The 17370-nt window shown below is 68.9% G+C and carries 17 protein-coding genes; 14 read left to right on the top strand and 3 right to left on the bottom strand.

What is annotated here, in order from left to right:
• Positions 1 to 18 precede the first annotated feature (18 nt).
• From ACLJO0_RS32725 to ACLJO0_RS32675, 11 genes are all read left to right on the top strand, one after another.
• Positions 19 to 852, top strand: coding sequence for an alpha/beta fold hydrolase (locus ACLJO0_RS32725; RefSeq protein ID WP_410582812.1), 834 nt, complete (start codon positions 19 to 21; stop codon positions 850 to 852).
• Positions 849 to 2582, top strand: coding sequence for an amino acid adenylation domain-containing protein (locus tag ACLJO0_RS32720; RefSeq protein ID WP_410582811.1), 1734 nt, complete (start codon positions 849 to 851; stop codon positions 2580 to 2582). The genes ACLJO0_RS32725 and ACLJO0_RS32720 overlap by 4 nt, the downstream gene beginning before the upstream one ends.
• 14 nt (positions 2583 to 2596) lie before the next feature.
• Positions 2597 to 3787, top strand: a complete 1191-nt coding sequence (locus tag ACLJO0_RS32715) for a cytochrome P450 (protein WP_410582810.1) — start codon at positions 2597 to 2599, stop codon at positions 3785 to 3787.
• A 108-nt stretch (positions 3788 to 3895) separates the two neighbouring features.
• Positions 3896 to 4948 (top strand): 4-hydroxyphenylpyruvate dioxygenase, encoded by a 1053-nt coding sequence (gene hppD, locus ACLJO0_RS32710; protein WP_410582808.1) that lies wholly within the window; start codon positions 3896 to 3898, stop codon positions 4946 to 4948.
• A complete protein-coding gene (locus ACLJO0_RS32705; protein ID WP_410582807.1) occupies positions 4945 to 6021 on the top strand; it encodes an alpha-hydroxy acid oxidase in 1077 nt (358 codons plus the stop codon). Before hppD ends, ACLJO0_RS32705 begins: the two co-directional genes overlap by 4 nt.
• Before the next feature lie 99 nt (positions 6022 to 6120).
• Positions 6121 to 7470: a cation:proton antiporter gene (locus ACLJO0_RS32700; RefSeq protein ID WP_410582806.1), complete on the top strand. Its 1350-nt coding sequence runs from the start codon at positions 6121 to 6123 to the stop codon at positions 7468 to 7470.
• A 171-nt stretch (positions 7471 to 7641) separates the two neighbouring features.
• A complete protein-coding gene (gene dpgA, locus ACLJO0_RS32695; protein ID WP_410582804.1) occupies positions 7642 to 8742 on the top strand; it encodes a 3,5-dihydroxyphenylacetyl-CoA synthase DpgA in 1101 nt (366 codons plus the stop codon).
• Positions 8736 to 9398 carry an enoyl-CoA-hydratase DpgB gene (gene dpgB, locus ACLJO0_RS32690; protein WP_410582802.1) on the top strand — a complete coding sequence of 221 codons (663 nt, stop codon included), beginning with the start codon at positions 8736 to 8738 and terminating at the stop codon, positions 9396 to 9398. The genes dpgA and dpgB overlap by 7 nt, the downstream gene beginning before the upstream one ends.
• Positions 9395 to 10609, top strand: coding sequence for a (3,5-dihydroxyphenyl)acetyl-CoA 1,2-dioxygenase DpgC (gene dpgC / locus ACLJO0_RS32685; RefSeq protein ID WP_410582800.1), 1215 nt, complete (start codon positions 9395 to 9397; stop codon positions 10607 to 10609). The genes dpgB and dpgC overlap by 4 nt, the downstream gene beginning before the upstream one ends.
• Positions 10606 to 11403, top strand: a complete 798-nt coding sequence (dpgD, locus tag ACLJO0_RS32680; RefSeq protein WP_410582799.1) for an enoyl-CoA-hydratase DpgD — start codon at positions 10606 to 10608, stop codon at positions 11401 to 11403. The genes dpgC and dpgD overlap by 4 nt, the downstream gene beginning before the upstream one ends.
• A gap of 171 nt (positions 11404 to 11574) precedes the next feature.
• Positions 11575 to 12651, top strand: coding sequence for a 3-deoxy-7-phosphoheptulonate synthase (locus tag ACLJO0_RS32675; protein WP_410582797.1), 1077 nt, complete (start codon positions 11575 to 11577; stop codon positions 12649 to 12651).
• Here ACLJO0_RS32675 and ACLJO0_RS32670 read toward each other — a convergent pair whose 3' ends face one another.
• The gene (locus tag ACLJO0_RS32670; RefSeq protein WP_410582796.1) at positions 12652 to 13053 is read right to left on the bottom strand and encodes a winged helix-turn-helix transcriptional regulator; all 402 of its coding nucleotides are present in this window, start codon (positions 13051 to 13053) and stop codon (positions 12652 to 12654) included.
• A gap of 28 nt (positions 13054 to 13081) precedes the next feature.
• On the opposite strand from ACLJO0_RS32670, the gene ACLJO0_RS32665 reads away from it, so the two are divergent.
• On the top strand, positions 13082 to 13651 hold the full coding sequence (locus tag ACLJO0_RS32665) for a hypothetical protein (RefSeq protein ID WP_410582795.1): 570 nt from the start codon (positions 13082 to 13084) through the stop codon (positions 13649 to 13651).
• A 480-nt stretch (positions 13652 to 14131) separates the two neighbouring features.
• Here ACLJO0_RS32665 and ACLJO0_RS32660 read toward each other — a convergent pair whose 3' ends face one another.
• Positions 14132 to 15037: an oxidoreductase gene (locus ACLJO0_RS32660; protein WP_410582794.1), complete on the bottom strand. Its 906-nt coding sequence runs from the start codon at positions 15035 to 15037 to the stop codon at positions 14132 to 14134.
• An 88-nt stretch (positions 15038 to 15125) separates the two neighbouring features.
• Here ACLJO0_RS32660 and ACLJO0_RS32655 point away from each other — a divergent pair, with 88 nt between their 5' ends.
• A complete protein-coding gene (locus ACLJO0_RS32655) occupies positions 15126 to 15803 on the top strand; it encodes a DNA-binding response regulator (protein WP_410582793.1) in 678 nt (225 codons plus the stop codon).
• Here the strand turns inward: ACLJO0_RS32655 and ACLJO0_RS32650 are convergent.
• Positions 15800 to 16690 carry an ADP-ribosylglycohydrolase family protein gene (locus ACLJO0_RS32650; protein ID WP_410582791.1) on the bottom strand — a complete coding sequence of 297 codons (891 nt, stop codon included), beginning with the start codon at positions 16688 to 16690 and terminating at the stop codon, positions 15800 to 15802. The genes ACLJO0_RS32655 and ACLJO0_RS32650 overlap by 4 nt on opposite strands.
• Positions 16691 to 17039: 349 nt before the next feature.
• On the opposite strand from ACLJO0_RS32650, the gene ACLJO0_RS32645 reads away from it, so the two are divergent.
• Positions 17040 to 17354, top strand: coding sequence for a hypothetical protein (locus ACLJO0_RS32645; protein WP_125796180.1), 315 nt, complete (start codon positions 17040 to 17042; stop codon positions 17352 to 17354).
• Positions 17355 to 17370 lie beyond the last annotated feature (16 nt).

Raw genomic sequence — 17370 nt, 5'->3', positions numbered from 1 at the left:
TTTTTCCGGAGGAGCATCATGCTGATGACAACCGAGAACGGGATCCGGTTGTCCTACAACGACTGTGGTGACGGCCCGCCCGTTCTTCTGCTGACCGGCACCGGGGCGCCGAGTTCGGTGTGGGACCTGCATCAGGTACCCGCGTTACGTGCCGCCGGTTTTCGCGTGATCACCATGGACAATCGCGGGATTCCGCCGAGCGACGACGGCACGGACGGCTTCACCATCGAAGATCTCGTCTCGGATGTGGCCGCCCTCATCGACTTTCTCGACGCGGTGCCGTGCCGCGTGATCGGGACGTCGATGGGTTCGTACATCGCGCAAGAGGTCGCGCTCGCCCATCCGGAACTGCTGCATTCGGTCGTGCTGATGGCGGCCTGTGGCAAGAGCAGCCTCGTCCAGCGGGAGCTCGCCGAGGGTGAGGCGAAGCTGATCGAACAGGACATCGAGTTGCCGCCGGGGTTCCTCGCCGCCGTCCGCGCGATGCACAACCTCGGGCCCGCGACGCTCGCCGACGACGATCTCGCCGGAGACTGGCTCGACCTGTTCGCGGCGTCGGGGTCGTGGGGTGGTCCGGGTATCCGGGCGCAGTTGTTGCTGAGCGCGCTGCCGGACCGCCTCGACGCCTACCGTGCGATCAAGGTGCCCTGCCACGTCGTCTCGTTCGAGCACGACCTCGTGGCGCCACCGGCCGCCGGGCTCGAACTGGCCTCGGCGATCCCCGGCGCGACTTACCGCACGATTCCCGAGTGCGGGCATTTCGGCTACCTCGAGAACCCGGAAGCGGTGAACCGCGAGCTGATCCGGTTCCTCCGCACCGAATCGCGCGAGACACTGGGAGAGACCGCATGACCGTCCTTTCGGCGGCCACGACACCGGCCCTGTTCGAGGCGACCGCAGCCGTGCTGCCGGATCGTCCGGCGGTGGCCATGGACACCACCACGCTCACCTACGCGGAGTTGAACGGTGAGGCCAACCGGCTCGCCCGGCGGCTCGTGGCGCACGGCATCGGCCCGGAGCGGCTCGTCGCGCTGGCGATGCCGAGGTCGATCGAGTTCGTCATCGCGGTTTTGGCCGTGCACAAGGCAGGCGCCGCGTACGTGCCGGTCGATCCGGACTATCCGGAAGAGCGCAAGCGGCAGATGCTGGACGACACGTCGGCGCACTGCCTGTTGTCCCTGCCGGGTCAGGACGTGGCCGGCGCTCCTGTCGTGCTGAGCGTGGAACGGGAGCCGGGCCGCGTCGAGCCGAATCTCGCCGACGAGGACCGGAACGGCCCGCTGCACCCGGACCATCCCGCGTACGTCATCTACACCTCGGGCTCGACGGGACGGCCGAAGGGCGTGCTGGTCACGCATCGCGGCATCCCGAACCTCGCCGACGACTACGTGCGCCGTCAGAAACTGGGGCCGGAGAGCAGGTTGCTGGCCTTCGCGTCCCCCAGTTTCGACGCCGCGGTCGCCGAGTTCTGGCCGATCTGGCAGGCCGGTGGCTGTCTCGTGCTGGCTTCCGCGCCGGATCTGGTGCCCGGCGAGCCGCTCGGCAGGCTGGTGCGGGACCAGCGCATCACCCATGTCACATTGCCGCCGTCCGCGCTGGCGCCGCTGGAGGAGACGGGCGGCCTGCCCGCCGGGCTGACCCTCCTGGTCGCCGGCGAGGCCTGCCCGGCTCCGGTCGCGAAACGCTGGGCCGTGGACCGCGTGATGATCAACGCGTACGGCCCGACGGAGGCCACCGTCGCGGTGACCGCGAGCGAACCCCTGACCGGTGAGGAGACGCCGCCGATCGGCAGGCCGATCACCGGTGTCCGTACCTACGTCCTGGACGACAGGCTGAAGCCCGTCGAGGCCGGGGACGTCGGCGAGCTGTACACGGTGGGCCCCGGCCTCGCCCGCGGTTACCTCCGAAGAGCGGCCGCGACCGCGGAGCGCTTCCTGCCGGATCCTTTCGGCGGCCCGGGTGCGCGCATGTACCGCACCGGGGACCGGGTGCGGGCGCGTTCGGACGGCCAGTACGTCTTCGTCGGCCGGGTCGACGACCAGCTGAAGGTGCGCGGTCACCGGATCGAGCCGGGCGAGGTCGAAGCCGCCCTGCTGGCGGTGGACGGCGTGGCCCAGGCGGTGGTGACCGAACACGAGAACAGGCTCGTCGCCTATGTCGTCGGCACCGGCGGCACGCGCGTGCCCGCCGATCGGCTCTTGCCGCCGCTTCGTGAGCAACTGCCCGGATATCTGGTGCCCGACGTGGTCGTCGGTCTGCCGAGCCTGCCGGTCTCGCCGAACGGCAAGATCGACCGGGTCGCCCTGCCCACTCCCGAAGAGGAGCATGCGGGCCGCGCGGCAGGCCGGGAACCGCTCACGCCAACGGAAATCATCCTTGCCGAACTGTTCGCCGAAGTGCTCGGCGTCAGCAGTGTCGGTGTGGAAGACAGCTTCTTCGAAATCGGCGGTCACTCGCTGCTCGCGACCCGGCTCGTGAGCCGGATCCGGGAACGGTTGAAGATCCGGCTGAGGGTGCAGGCGTTCTTCGACGCGCCGACAGTGGCACGGCTCGCCAAGGTGCTCGACGGCGCCCACACCTGACCTGGAGACCACTCATGCAGACGACGGCAGCCGTCGACCTCGGCAATCCCGACCTGTACACGACTTTGGACCGGCACGACCGGTGGCGGGCGTACGCGGCGGAAGACGCGATGGTGTGGAGCGAGCCGGGCAGCTCACCCGGCGGCTTCTGGTCGGTGTTCTCGCATCAGGCGTGCGCCGCGGTCCTCGGCCCGTCCGCCCCGTTCACCTCCGAATACGGGATGATGATCGGCTTCGACCGCGACCATCCCGACAACTCGGGTGGTCAGATGATGGTGGTGTCCGAACAGGATCAGCACCGGAAACTGCGCAAACTGGTCGGGCCACTGCTTTCGAGGGCGTCCGCACGGAAGCTCTCGGAGCGGGTGCGTGCCGAGGTGCGCGGCGTACTCGACCAAGTGCTCGAGGGCGAGGTGTGCGACGTCGCCGCCGCGATCGGCCCGCGGATCCCGGCCGCGGTCGTCTGCGAAATCCTCGGTGTGCCCGCCGAGGACCAGGGCATGCTCATCGACCTGACCAATCACGCGTTCGGCGGCGAGGACGAACTGTTCGACGGGATGACGCCGCGCCAGGCGCATACCGAGATCCTCGTCTACTTCGACGAGCTGATCACCGCGCGCCGCGCGAGCCCCGGCGAAGACCTAGTCAGCACCCTCCTTTCCGACGACGAACTTTCGATCGACGACGTGTTGCTCAACTGCGACAACGTGTTGATCGGTGGGAACGAGACCACGCGCCATGCGATCACCGGCGCGGTGCACGCCTTCGCCACGGTGCCAGGGCTGCTGGACCAGGTGCGTGACGGGAGCGCGGACGTCGACACCGTCGTGGACGAAGTGCTGCGCTGGACCTCGCCCGCGATGCACGTGCTGCGGGTGACGACCGGTGAGGTCACGATCAACGGCCACGACCTGGAAGCGGGCACGCCGGTGGTCGCGTGGTTGCCCGCCGCGAACCGGGATCCCGCCGTCTTCGACGATCCCGACACGTTCCGGCCGGGGCGGAAACCCAACCGGCACATCGCCTTCGGGCACGGCATGCACCACTGTCTCGGCTCCGCGCTCGCGCGGATCGAGCTGGCGGTCGTGCTGCGGGAAGTGGCCGAGCGGGTTTCGAGGGTGGAGCTGGTGAAGGAGCCGGCGTGGCTGCGCGCGGTCGTCGTGCAGGGGTACCGGGAACTCCCGGTGCGGTTCACCGGCCGCTGACCCCGTCCGTCCGATGTGGACGGAAGTGTCAAGCGGACAACGTTGATGCGGAAATGGCTTCACGTCATCCTGTGCTTGAGGATCACATCTATTCCACGGAGGAATGTCTTGTCTGCTCAGGAAAGCACGCAGAATTTCGAGATCGACCATGTGGAAATGTACGTGGCCGACCTCGACGCGGCCGCGACCGGCTGGAAGGACCGGTACGACTTCTCCGTCGTCACCACCGACCGGTCGGAGGACCACCGTAGTGTGACGTTGCGGCACTCCGCGATCACGCTCGTCCTCACCGAGCCGCTCTCGGACCGGCACCCGGGGGCCACGTACTTGCAGACCCACGGCGAAGGGGTGGCCGACATCGCGTTGCGTACTCCCGACGTGGCCGCCGCCTTCGAGGCCGCGGTGAAGGGCGGTGCGGAACCCATCCGCGAGCCGGAGAAGCGCGGTGACTCGGTCGTCACCGCCACCGTCAGCGGTTTCGGCGACGTCGTGCACACCCTGATCGAGAGCGACGTCACCGAGGAAGCCGTCCGCGGCAAGGGTGGCGTGGAGCTGGGGGAGATCGACCACTTCGCGGTCTGCCTGAACGCGGGCGATCTCGGCCCCACGGTGGCGTTCTACGAGCGTGCCCTCGGGTTCAAGCAGATCTTCGAAGAGCACATCGTGGTCGGTGCCCAGGCGATGAACTCCACCGTCGTGCAGAGCCTGTCGGGGGCGGTCACCCTCACGCTGATCGAGCCCGACAAGACCGCCGACCCCGGCCAGATCGACGACTTCATCAAGGAGCACCACGGTTCGGGCGTCCAGCACATCGCCTTCACCAGTCCGGACGCGGTCACCGCGGTCAAGGAGCTTTCCTCGCGCGGCGTCGAGTTCCTGAAGACGCCGGACGCCTACTACGACATGCTCGGCGGGCGGATCGAACTGGAGACGCACTCGCTGGACGATCTGCGCGAGACGAAGCTGCTCGCCGACGAGGACCACGGCGGCCAGCTGTTCCAGATCTTCACCGCTTCCACGCATCCGCGTAAGACGATCTTCTTCGAGATCATCGAGCGCCAGGGCGCCGGCACCTTCGGCAGCTCCAACATCAAGGCCCTGTACGAAGCCGTCGAGCTGGAGCGCACCGGGCAGAGCAAGCTCGGCCCCGCCCGGCGATGACCCACCTCTGCCTGGCCGACCTCGAACGTGCCGCGAAGGCGGTTCTCCCCGGCGAGATCTGGGACTTTCTCGCCGGGGGCAGCGGCGCCGAGGTATCGCTGGCGGCCAATCGCACGGCGTTCGAGCGGATCTTCGTGATCCCCCGGATGTTGCGTGAAGTGACCGGCAGTACCACCGAGGCCGAGGTACTCGGCAGGCGCACCGCGCTTCCCGTGGCGGTCGCGCCGGTCGCGTACCAGCGGTTGTTCCATCCCGAAGGTGAGCTCGCGGCGGCACGCGCGGCGCGGGACGCGGGCGTGCCGTACACCATCTGCACGTTGAGCAGTGTCCCGCTGGAGGAGATCGCGGCCGTCGGCGGGCGGCCGTGGTTCCAGCTGTACTGGCTGCGTGACGAGAAACGATCACTGGAGCTCGTACGCCGTGCGGAGGACGCCGGCTGCGAGGCGATCGTGTTCACCGTCGACGTGCCGTGGATGGGGCGGCGGCTGCGGGACATGCGGAACGGCTTCGCGCTGCCGGAAACGGTGACGGCGGCCAACTTCGACGCCGGGGCGGCCGCGCACCGGCGTACCGAAGGACTTTCGGCCGTCGCCGACCACACCGCACGCGAATTCGCCCCGGCCACTTGGGAATCCGTCGAGGCGGTGCGCAGGCATACGGACCTTCCGGTGGTGCTCAAGGGAATCCTCGCGGTCGAGGACGCCACACGCGCCGTTGACGCGGGCGCCGCCGGAATCGTGGTGTCCAACCACGGAGGCCGTCAGTTGGACGGCGCCGTACCGGGGATCGAGATGCTGCAGGAGATCGTGGACGCGGTCGCCGGCGGCTGCGAAGTGTTGCTGGACGGCGGAATCCGGACCGGCGGCGACATTCTCAAGGCGGCGGCGCTGGGCGCCTCGGGCGTACTGGTCGGACGGCCCTTCATGTGGGGGCTGGCCGCGGACGGCCAGGAAGGCGCGCGGCAGGTGCTCGACCTGCTCGCCGTCGAACTCCGGAACGTGTTGGGCCTGGCGGGCTGCGACTCGGTGAGCGCGGCCCGGCGGTTGCGCACGAAGGTCGCTGGAAGCGGCTGAAGATCCGGCCGGCTTCCCGTCGGCGAAGGCCACGTCGCCGGTGCTCGTGTGGACCCTCCGCAGTGCGTCTCCGCGGTGAATCTTTCCTGAAGGAGTAAGGTGCTTCTCTCGCTTCCCGCGCCGATCGCGCCGATCGCCGCACACAGTCTCCTGATCTTCTTGCTCCAGGTCGGCCTCCTGCTCCTGCTGGCCCTCGTTTTCGGGCGGCTGGCCACAAGGTTCGGGATGCCGGCTGTCGTCGGCGAACTGTTCGTCGGGGTGATCCTCGGTCCTTCGCTGCTGGCGTGGGCCGCACCGGGACTGCACGGACGGCTGTTCCCGGCCGTCGCCGAGCAGTACCACCTTCTCGACGCCGTCGGCCAGATCGGTGTCCTGCTGCTGGTCGGTCTCACCGGCATGCAGATGGACATGGGCATGGTCCGGCGGCGCTTCGGTGCCGCCGCCGGAGTCGGCTTCGGCGGCTTGATCATCCCTCTCGGCCTGGGCATCGGCGCGGGATTCGTCCTGCCGAAGGCACTGATTCCCGAGGGGACCGACCTCACCGTCTTCGCGCTGTTCCTCGGCGTGGCGCTGTGCGTCAGCGCCATCCCCGTCATCGCCAAGACCCTCATCGACATGAACCTGTTGCACCGCAACGTCGGACAGCTCACGCTCGCGGCGGGAATGATCGACGACGTGTTCGGCTGGCTGATGCTGTCCGTCGTCAGCGCGATGGCGATCCAGGCCGTGAGCGCGGGCACCGTGCTGCTCTCCCTCGCCTACCTGGTCGCCATCTTGGTGTTCGCACTTACCCTCGGCAGGCCGTTGGTGCGGGGTGTACTGCACCTCGCCGGCAAGTCCGACGGTGACTGGACCACGGTCGGCGCCGTCGTCGCACTGCTTCTCCTCGCCTCGGCCGGAACGCACGCCCTCGGCCTGGAGGCCCTTTTCGGGGCTTTCGTCTGCGGGATCCTCATCGGTACGGCGGGCAAGGTGGACCCGGCCCGGCTCGCTCCCCTGCGTACCGTCGTCCTGTCGGTGTTCGCGCCGCTCTTCTTCGCCACGGCCGGGTTGCGGATGGACCTCACCGCGCTGATCCGCCCGGACGTCCTGCTCACCGGGCTCGCGGTGCTCGCATTGGCCATCATCGGCAAGTTCGCCGGCGTGTACGCCGGTGCGCGGCTCAGCCGTCTGAACAAATGGGAAGGGCTGGCGCTCGGCGCCGGATTGAACGCGCGCGGAGTCATCGGGATCATGGTGGCCACGGTCGGGCTGCGGCTGGGCATTCTCGGCGTGGAGATCTACACGATCGTCATCCTCATCGCCATCGTCACACCGCTGATGGCACCGCCGATCCTGCGGTTCGCCATGAAAAGGCTGGAGCAGACCGCCGAGGAGCAAGTCCGTGAGACCGAACAACGGGCCTGGAGTACGCAACCGGCGAGAAGCCCGCAGGAACAGATTCTTTGACGACGCCGATCCCCGTTCATCCCTTCGGCCTTGGACGCGTTGACCGCCGAGATCACGGAAGCCTAATTTCGGAAATGTCCACTGAGATTCGCGAAAGGTGAGACCAATGCCCGCTGTGCGGTTCAAGCAGCTGCTTCGTAGCAAACTCAGAACATGGGGGTGGATGTACCGATGACTGCCATCACCGAACCGGCCGAGGATCTCTCCGTCCTCACCGGACTCACCGAGATCACCCGGTTCGCCGGGGTGGGGACGGCGGTTTCCGCGTCGTCCTACTCGCAATCCGAACTTCTCGAAATCCTCGACATCGAGGATCCGAAGATCCGCTCGATCTTCCTCAACAGCGCCATCGACCGGCGTTTCCTCACCTTGCCGTCGGAGGGCCCCGGCGGCGCCCGCGCGGCGGAACCGCAGGGTGACCTTCTCGACAAGCACAAGAAGATCGCCGTCGACATGGGCTGCCGGGCGCTGGAAGCCTGCCTGAAGTCGGCCGGAGCGACGCTTTCGGACCTGCGTCACCTGTGCTGTGTCACCTCGACCGGTTTCCTGACCCCCGGGCTGAGCGCGTTGATCATCCGAGAGCTGGGCATCGACCCGCATTGCAGCCGGTCGGACATCGTGGGCATGGGCTGCAACGCCGGACTGAACGCGCTCAACGTGGTTTCGGGCTGGTCCGCGGCTCATCCGGGCGAACTCGGCGTCGTCCTGTGCAGTGAGGCGTGTTCCGCCGCCTACGCCCTCGACGGCACCATGCGGACCGCCGTGGTCAACAGCCTTTTCGGCGACGGATCCGCGGCCCTCGCCCTCATTTCCGGCGACGGACGCGTGCCGGGTCCGCGCGTCCTGAAATTCGCCAGCTACATCATCACCGACGCCGTCGACGCGATGCGCTACGACTGGGACCGTGACCAGGACCGGTTCAGTTTCTTCCTCGACCCGCAGATTCCTTACGTGGTCGGCGCGCACGCCGAAATCGTCATCGACCGGCTGCTGTCCGGGACGGGCCTGCGCCGCAGCGACATCGGCCACTGGCTGGTGCACTCGGGCGGGAAGAAGGTGATCGACGCCGTCGTCGTCAACCTCGGCCTGAGCCGGCACGACGTCCGCCACACCACCGGTGTGCTCCGCGACTACGGGAACCTTTCCAGCGGCTCCTTCCTCTTCTCCTTCGAGCGGCTCGCCGACGAAGACGTCGCCCGCCCGGGGGACTACGGCGTGCTCATGACCATGGGGCCTGGCTCCACAATCGAAATGGCGCTTATTCAATGGTGACGCGTAACGAAATCAAGGGCGAACCGGTGCTGCGCTTCGACGGTTCCCGGCCGCTGTCCGCCGCGGCGGTCGAGGAGATCGACGGCCTCTGCGACCGTGCCGAGGACCAGCGTGAACCGGGACCGGTCGCCATCCACGTCACGGGCGCCCCGCCCGCCGACTGGGCGAAGGGACTGGCGGTCGGCCTTGTCTCCAAATGGGAGCGGGCGGTGCGCCGGTTCGAGCGGCTCGGCAGGCTCACGGTCGCGGTGGCGTCGGGCGAATGTGCCGGAATGGCACTGGATCTGCTGCTCGCCGCCGACATCCGGATCGCCGAGCCGGGGACCCGGTTGCGGCTCGCCTGGGCGGGCGGCGGCGCCTGGCCGGGGATGAGCGTCTACCGGCTCACCCAGCAGGCCGGTGCGGCCGCCATCCGGCGGGCCGTGCTGGTCGGCACCCCGATCGAGGCGGATCGCGCGCTCGCCCTCGACCTGATCGACGAGGTGTCCGACGACCCCGCGAAGACGCTGGCCGAGCTGGCCCGGTTCACGGACGGACCCGAAACGGCGATCCGCCGTCAGCTGATCTTCGAAGCGGGCTCGACCACCTTCGAGGAGGCGCTCGGTTCCCACCTGGCGGCGGCCGACCGGGCCTTGCGGCGGGAAGCCAAGTCGTGACGACGGATTCGCCAGGGCTCGATCTCCGGGCCCTGGCGGGCGAGGCCCACCGGGTCGACGACGACGTCCGTGCCCGGCGCACGGCCTTAGTCGAGGCGCACGCCGAAGAGATCTACGACGAACTCACCGGCGGCCGGACGCGGTACCTGCGCATCGACGAACTCGTCCGGGCCGCGGCCCTCGCCTTTCCCGGTCTGGTGCCGTCGGAAGAGCAGATGGCGGCCGAGCGGTCGCGTCCGCAGGCGGAGAAGCTGGGGCGCGAGATCGACCAGGGCATCTTCCTTCGCGGGATCCTGCGCGCGCCGAAGGCCGGTCCGCATCTGCTCGACGCCATGCTGCGGCCCACCACCAGGGCGCTGCGGCTGCTGCCCGAGTTCGCCGAGACCGGTGTCCTTCAGCTGGAGGCCGTCCGGCTGGAACGACGCGACGGCGTCGCGTACCTGACCCTGTGCCGTGACGACTGCCTGAACGCCGAGGACGCCCAGCAGGTCGACGACATGGAGACCGCGGTCGACCTGGTGCTGCTCGACCCGTCCGTCCGGGTGGGATTGTTGCGGGGCGGGGTGATGAGTCATCCGCGGTACGTGGGGCGCCGGGTGTTCTGCGCGGGGATCAACCTCAAGAAGCTCAGCTCCGGAGACATCCCGCTCGTCGATTTCCTTCTGCGGCGGGAAATGGGCTATCTCCAGAAGATCTTCCGCGGGTTGCTCACGGACGACTCGTGGCGGTCGCGGTTGACCGACAAGCCGTGGATGGCGGCCGTCGATTCGTTCGCCATCGGCGGCGGGACGCAGCTCCTCCTGGTCTTCGACCACGTGCTGGCGGCGTCCGACGCGTATCTCAGCCTACCCGCGGCGAAGGAGGGGATCATCCCCGGCGCGTCGAACTTCCGGCTTTCCCGCATCGCCGGGCCGAGGGTGGCCCGGCAGGTGATCCTCGGCGGACGGCGGCTTCAGGCAGGCGAACCCGACGCCAAGTCCATTGTGGACGAGGTCGTCCCGCCGGAGGAGATGGACGAGGCGATCGACCACGCGCTGGCGCGGCTCGACAGGGAAGCCGTGGTGGCCAACCGGCGCATGCTGAACCTCGCCGAGGAACCGCCGGAGGAATTCCGCCGGTACCTGGCCGAATTCGCGCTGCAGCAGGCTTTGCGCATCTACGGCGCGGACGTGATCGGCAAGGTGGACGGTTTCGCGGTGGGCTCGCGATGAGTGAGACCGGGGTGCGGTACGAGAAAAAGGACCACGTCGCCTACGTGACGATGGACCGGCCCGAAGTGCTGAACGCGATGGACCGGCGGATGCACACGGAACTCGCCGGGATCTGGGACGACGTCGAAGCCGACGACGACATCAGGGCCGTGGTCCTGACCGGCGCGGGAGAGCGCGCCTTCTCCGTCGGCCAGGACCTCAAGGAACGCGCGCGGCTGACCGAGGAAGGCGTCGAGGCATCGACGTTCGGCAGTGGTGGTCAGCCGGGGCATCCCCGGCTGACCGACCGGTTCACGCTGTCCAAACCGGTGGTCGCCAGGGTGCACGGCTACGCGCTGGGCGGCGGTTTCGAACTGGTGCTCGCCTGCGACATCGTCGTCGCCTCCGAGGACGCGGTCTTCGCGTTGCCGGAGGTCCGTCTCGGCCTGATCGCCGGCGCGGGCGGCGTGTTCCGGTTGCCGCGCCAGCTTCCGCACAAGGTGGCGATGGGCTATCTGCTGACCGGCCGCAGAATGGACGCGGCGACGGCGCTTCGCCACGGGCTGGTGAACGAAGTCGTACCGTTCGCCGAACTGGATCGGTGCGTCGCGGAATGGACGGACAGCCTCGTGCGCGCCGCTCCACTTTCGGTCCGCGCGATCAAGGAGGCCGCGCTGCGCTCGCTCGACCTCCCGCTCGAAGAGGCGTTCAAAACCTCTTATCAGTGGGAAGAACGCCGACGGCGCAGCGCCGACGCGAGCGAAGGAGCCCGTGCCTTCGCCGAAAAACGGGAGCCGATCTGGACCGGTCGCTGAATCGGGTTGGACCATTGTTCCGAGTGGCGGATGGTGGAATATTCCGGGTAGGAGAATTCTCGCTCGAATAATGCCGGGTTTGCCTTTCCAATCACCCGAGACCGCCGACCGGGCCGGGAAATCCCGGCTTTCCCGCCCGCCCGGTGACGGCAGAAATCCTGGACATCTGTGATGACAACCATCGCCGCGGTCGAACTCGACAACCAGCGCATCGACCGCATGGTCCCCTTGGTCACCCCCGCCTTGCTGCACCACGAACTGCCGCTCAGCCCCACCGCGGCCGACACGGTGCGGCAAGGCAGGGAAAACGTCCTCCGTGTCCTCGACGGCACGGACGACAGGCTGCTCGTGATCGCCGGGCCGTGTTCCATCCACGATCCCGCCGCGGCCCTCGAATACGCCGACCGCCTCGCCGCCCTCGCCGGCCGCTTCGTCAACGACCTCCTCATCGTGATGCGCGTGTACTTCGAAAAGCCCCGCACGGTCGGCGGCTGGAAAGGGCTCATCAACGACCCGCACCTCGACGGCACCGGCGACGTCAACCGCGGCCTGCGCATCGCGAGGGATCTGCTCCTCGAACTCGCCGAGGGCGGCCTGCCCGCCGCGTGCGAGTGGCTGGACACCACCATCCCGGCCTATCTCGCCGACACCGTTTCGTGGGGCGCGATCGGCGCCCGCACGGTGGAAAGCCAGAACCACCGCATGCTGGCCAGCGGCCTGTCCATGCCGGTCGGCTTCAAGAACCGCCGCGACGGCGATGTCACCGTCGCGGTCGACGCGATCCGTGCCGCCGAGGCGCGCCACGTCGTCCCCGGTGTCGACCCCAGCGGGCTGCCCGCCATCCTGCACACCGTCGGCAACCCGGACTGTCACGTCGTCCTGCGCGGCGGCAACAGCGAGCCGAACCACAATCCCGCGTCCGTCCGCGCGACGCTCACCGCCCTGCAGAACGCGGGCCTGCCGCGCCGTGTGGTGATCGACGCCAGCCACGACAACAGCCGCAAGGACCATCTCCGGCAGGCCGTCGTCGCCGACCAGATCGCCGAACAGATCAAGAACGGCCAGCGCGGCATCGTCGGGGTCATGCTCGAATCCAATCTGCAGGCCGGCCGCCAGGACCTGCACCCCGACCGGCCGCTCACCTACGGCCAGTCCATCACGGACGCCTGCATCGACCTCGCCGCCACCCAGGAGGTCTTCCAGGCCCTCGCCACCGCGACCGCCGCCCGCCGGGCCGGTGCGAAGTGACTACCTGATCGCCTCGGCGCACCCCATCGCCGTGTTCGGCGCGGCGTCGCCGCGGGTGTGCCGGAGATGCGCCTCGCCCCAGACCCGGACCTCCTCGACCACGGGCAGGACCGTGGCCCCGTAGGGCGTGAGCCGGTAGATGACGCGCGCCGGGACCGGCCCGGTGACCACGCGTTCGACGAGTCCGTCGGCCTCGAGTTCGCGCAACTGCTCGGCCAGCACCTTGGGCGTGATCGGGGCGCCCCGGCGGCGAAGACCGGCGAAATGGGACTCGCCGTGGGCGAGCCAGTACAGCAGGGTCAGCTTCCATTTCCCGCCGATCGCGGCGAACGCCGCGGCCATCGGACAGCCGGGCAGAGGGTTGGGGCGCGAAAGGTTACCCGCAGGTGCCTTCTTGTTCATGGCCGTCCTCCGCTCGGATAGTCGGACCATGACCGTGCCATACAAACGAATCCTGACAGTGGGCCTTTCGGCTCTCCTCCTGATCGCGACCGCGGTCTCTCCCGCGGCCTCGGTCGCTTCGGCCCCCGATGCGCAGCGAGCGTTCGACTGGGAAATCGGGACCTGGCGGTCCACGGTGCGGGTGCTCGCCGAACCGCTTTCCGGCTCCGCGGACCAGTGGCTCCAGTTCGACGGCACCAGCACCGTGCGCCCGCTCATGGACCGGCGGGCGAACGTCCTCGAGTTCGCGGTCTCGGGGCCGAACGGCCGCATCGACGCGCTCAACCTGCGGCTGTACGAACCCCAGGCGCAGCGGTGGAGCCTGACCTTCGTCAACATGCGCGACGGCCTGCTCACCCCGGCGGTCTCCGGTGGCTTCCGCGACGGTGTCGGCGAGTTCCACGGCGACGACCGGCTCGGCGACCGGCCGATCAAGGTGCGCTTCCTCGTCATCCGGCAAGGTCCGGACGTGGCGAGATTCGAGCAGGCGTTCTCGGCCGACGGCGGGACGACCTGGGAAACGAACTGGGTCGCCGTGGACCACCGCATCCGCCGGTGATGCTTCGGTACAGCGGGTCGTGAGTGGCGATTCGGGTTGGAGCCCAGGGTGTCTTAGGTACGTATGTGGGTTCCGGCTGCGGTTGATCCCCAGGCCTTCACGGACTCGGTGACCGTCACGTTCGCCCCACAAGCACCAGCAGTCACAACGGTTGCGCGTGAAGGCCCTCCCTGAGTACTTGAAGGACTCCAGCGCGGTCGCGGGGATGTCGTGAAGGGCTCGACGCCGGGCCCATCGGAAGCGCTGAAGCAGCCGCCGCTCGTCCTCGCGTCTCGTGAGTGGTCGGGATCGCGGGTCGGTGACCTTCACGCCTTCCTCAGTACATGAAGGACCCCATCCTTGCGCCTAGGTACAGGAAGGGGTCCTTCATGTACCTCAACCTGGCATCACGCAAGAATCGCCGCAGGTCACCTAGCAGGTACCTAAAGAGAAGGCTCGCCAGAACCCGAATCGCCACTCACGACCACCTGGACCGACCGCTCACTCTCGCCCGCCGCGGCCGACCGTGTCGAGCAGCGCCAGTTCGTCGTCGCTCAACCGGATGCCGCCCGCCGCGACGTTCTCCTCCAGATGCCGGGGATCGCCGGTGCCCGGGATGGCGAGGACGTGCTCGCCGCGGTGCAGGGTCCAGGCGAGCCGGATCTGCGCCGGCGTCGCGTCGTGTGCCGCCGCGACCTTCGCGACCTCGGCCTCGCCCGGAACGGCGCCGGGCGTGGGAGCGCCGGGAACCGACGTCGTGACGGCGAAGAACGGCACGAACGCGATGCCGTGCTCCGCGCACAGGTCGACCAAGGCGTCGTCCTCGCGGTCGGCCAGGCCGTAGCGGTTCTGCACGCAGACCACCGGTGCGATCGTCCTCGCTTCGGTCAGCTGGTCCGCCACGATGTTGGACACGCCGAGGTGGCGGATCAGCCCCGCCTCGCGCAGGTCGGCCAGCGCGCCGAAGTGTTCGGCCACCGATCCGGGCTCCTTGCCCATCCCGGAGCCCCAGCGCAGGTTGACGACGTCGAGGTGGTCGAGACCGAGCTGCCGGATGTTCTCCTCGACCTGGCCGCGGAGCTGATCCGGCCGCGCGAACGAGAACTCGCCGTCGCGAGAGCGGCCCGCACCGACCTTCGTGGTGATCACGAGGTCTTCGGGATAGGGCTGGAGCGCGGTGCTGATCAACTCGTTCGCCGACCGCTGGGCAGTGAAGTAGAACGAAGCGGTGTCGATGTGGTCGACACCGAGTTCGATCGCGCGGCGCAGGACGGTGATCGCGTCTTCGCGGCTCTTGGGCTTCTCGTCCCACGGCATCCCGGTCAACCGCATCGCGCCGAGGCCGACGCGGTGCACGGTGAGGTCGCCGAGCCGCCAGGTGCCCGCGTTTTCGTCAAGGTTCGTCATACCCATCAGCGTCGCGACGGGCCCGCCGGTAGTCAGGAAATGGCAACAACCTGCCAGCGGGTCGCGCGGTTGGGGCAGTATCGATGGCATGCGGACGGGTGACGGCCTCACGAGGGCGGGCGATTCGGTCACGGTCGTGCGCGGCGAAGAAGAGCTGTTCCGCCGGGTCGGGCACCTGTTCTCGACCGTGACCGACCTGGCGTGCGCTGCCAACGACCTCGCGACCTGGGTGGCCGATCGCCGGTCGGACGAGCTCACCGCGGCCGCCGAGCGCCGGTCCGGCGACGTACGGATCCGCAAGATCTACCGGGCCGGTCTGCTGCTCGACTCGGCGTCCGCGCGGGAGCTGGCGCGGGTCAGCGAGCGGTTCGGCGCGCGGATCCGCATCTCCACCGAGGACGTCAACGAGACGATCATCCTGGACGGCAGGGTCGTGATCCTGGCCGGTGACCTCACCGCCGGGCAACGCGGCTACAGCGTCATCACCCAGCCCGAAACCGTGCAGGGCGTGATGTCGCTGTTCGAAACGGCCTGGCGATCGGCGACCGATCTCGCCGTCTACGACGCGCAGGTCGCCGAGATCCGGCGGCTCGCGCCCGCGGTGCTGGACCTGCTCGGCGGTGGCGTCAAGGACGAAGCCGCCGCCCGGACCCTCGGCCTCGGCGTGCGGACCTACCGGCGCCGGGTCGCCGAGCTGATGTCCGCGCTGGGTGCCGAATCCCGCTTCCAGGCGGGTGTCCGGGCACGCGAGCTCGGCCTGGTCTAGGACTCCGCGCCGGCCCATTCCGGGAGCGGTTCGCAAGCGGCTCGCCAGGACGACGGCAGGCCCTCGACGCCGACGCGCGCGGCGACGATGCCCCCGACGATGGCGCAGGTGGTGTCGACGTCGCCACCGGCGCTCGCCGTGGCCCAGAAGGCCTGCTCGTAGTCGTCGAGGTGGCGGGCCGCGGCCCACAGCGTGAACGGCACCGTGTCGTGGGCGCCGGTGTGGCTGCCGTTGCCCAGTTCGTGGGCGGCGGTCGCGGACGAGGGCACGTGCGCCAGCTCCCTGGCGGCCAGGACACCGTCGCGCACCCGGCCGGGCGGTACCCGTCGCAGGACCTGGTCGAGGAAATCCGCCGGTGACGGCGGGGTGGGTGCGGCGGCCAGCGAGGCGGCGACCGCGACCGCGATCGCGCCGGCCACACCGTCCGGATGGGTGTGGGTCACCTCGGCCGAAAGCGCCGCCTGACGTCCGGCCTCGTCGGGATCGCCGGCGAACCAAGCACCGAGCGGCGCGACCCGCATGGCCGCTCCGTTGCCCCACGAACCCTGTCCGTCGAACAGATCGGTGGCCAGCTCACGCCACGAGCCACCCTCACGGACGAGCCGGAGCAAGCGGTTCATGGACGGCCCGTAGCCGCGGTCGAAATCGTGGTGTGTCGCGAAGCTCGCGGCCAAGCGGTCTTGGTCGACTTGGCCGGCCTGTCGCAGGACGGCGAAAACGGAACACGCCATTTCGGCGTCATCGGTCCATTGCCAGGGGCCTGGCGGCAGCTGCCGCCGTTGCCAGGCGTCGCGGTTGTCGGGGACGAAGAACTGGGAACCCAGCGCGTCGCCGAGGGCAAGTCCGTACAGGGAATTCAGGGCGCGAGTGCGCCGATCGGTGGTCATCGCGGCCCATCCTCGCAAAGGTCCCCGTATCCGGGAAACGAGTTGTTCCGGTGACCCGGCCGGGTGGAACCCGGTCGCGGAACGTAGCCGGACCCGGCTCGCCGTCCCGTGATCCGAGGGGGTCGAGAGGGTAAGATCTTCCCGCCGAGGGCGTCGTCGACACGCGGTGGACCGGGTGCGGAAATCTTCCGGGAACCACCGCGCGGGCGGATGCGTCGATGTACACGAACGGCGTCATCGCGTTTCGGGAAACGACGCGCACGGGTGGGTGTGAACTCATAAGGTGCGCGGGTAGAGCAGTGTGGGTCAGGCAAGCACGCGCGCAGGCGCCGGACTGGAGGGATCATCCATGACTCGCCGATTCGATCCAGAGCAGATCGCCGCGCTGGCCAAGAAGGTCGGCGGGCTCAAGGACGGTTACAGCGGCACGGGCAAGGACCTTGGCGACGGCGATCCCGGAGGCGCGTTCGGCGACCTGAAGAACGCGGCCAGCACGGGGACCACCATGAAGGGGTTCCACCGCGGCGTCAACGCCGAGCTGGCGGCCGCCGCGAAGCTCGTCGACGCCGCGTCGAACGCGTTGGCCAACGCCGCCCAGCGGATGCGGAACGACGAAGCCGCGGGTGTCGACACCCTCCGCGGCGGCGCCCGCGAGCGGGATTGATCGGACTGAGACGGGA

The organism is Amycolatopsis sp. lyj-108 (assembly GCF_046549005.1).
Classification (GTDB): domain Bacteria; phylum Actinomycetota; class Actinomycetes; order Mycobacteriales; family Pseudonocardiaceae; genus Amycolatopsis.
The sequence above is the reverse complement of the archived record's forward strand: the minus strand, read 5'-3'. Positions and strand labels throughout refer to the sequence as shown.

Coding starts and splice junctions, on each gene's coding strand:
- dpgD (WP_410582799.1), top strand. CDS start 10,606: ATGAGTGAGACCGGGGTGCGGTACGAGAAAAAGGACCACGTCGCCTAC.
- ACLJO0_RS32725 (WP_410582812.1), top strand. CDS start 19: ATGCTGATGACAACCGAGAACGGGATCCGGTTGTCCTACAACGACTGT.
- ACLJO0_RS32675 (WP_410582797.1), top strand. CDS start 11,575: ATGACAACCATCGCCGCGGTCGAACTCGACAACCAGCGCATCGACCGC.
- dpgA (WP_410582804.1), top strand. CDS start 7,642: ATGACTGCCATCACCGAACCGGCCGAGGATCTCTCCGTCCTCACCGGA.
- ACLJO0_RS32705 (WP_410582807.1), top strand. CDS start 4,945: ATGACCCACCTCTGCCTGGCCGACCTCGAACGTGCCGCGAAGGCGGTT.
- ACLJO0_RS32650 (WP_410582791.1), bottom strand. CDS start 16,690: ATGACCACCGATCGGCGCACTCGCGCCCTGAATTCCCTGTACGGACTT.
- ACLJO0_RS32660 (WP_410582794.1), bottom strand. CDS start 15,037: ATGACGAACCTTGACGAAAACGCGGGCACCTGGCGGCTCGGCGACCTC.
- ACLJO0_RS32670 (WP_410582796.1), bottom strand. CDS start 13,053: ATGAACAAGAAGGCACCTGCGGGTAACCTTTCGCGCCCCAACCCTCTG.
- ACLJO0_RS32665 (WP_410582795.1), top strand. CDS start 13,082: ATGACCGTGCCATACAAACGAATCCTGACAGTGGGCCTTTCGGCTCTC.
- dpgB (WP_410582802.1), top strand. CDS start 8,736: ATGGTGACGCGTAACGAAATCAAGGGCGAACCGGTGCTGCGCTTCGAC.
- ACLJO0_RS32715 (WP_410582810.1), top strand. CDS start 2,597: ATGCAGACGACGGCAGCCGTCGACCTCGGCAATCCCGACCTGTACACG.
- ACLJO0_RS32720 (WP_410582811.1), top strand. CDS start 849: ATGACCGTCCTTTCGGCGGCCACGACACCGGCCCTGTTCGAGGCGACC.
- ACLJO0_RS32655 (WP_410582793.1), top strand. CDS start 15,126: ATGCGGACGGGTGACGGCCTCACGAGGGCGGGCGATTCGGTCACGGTC.
- ACLJO0_RS32645 (WP_125796180.1), top strand. CDS start 17,040: ATGACTCGCCGATTCGATCCAGAGCAGATCGCCGCGCTGGCCAAGAAG.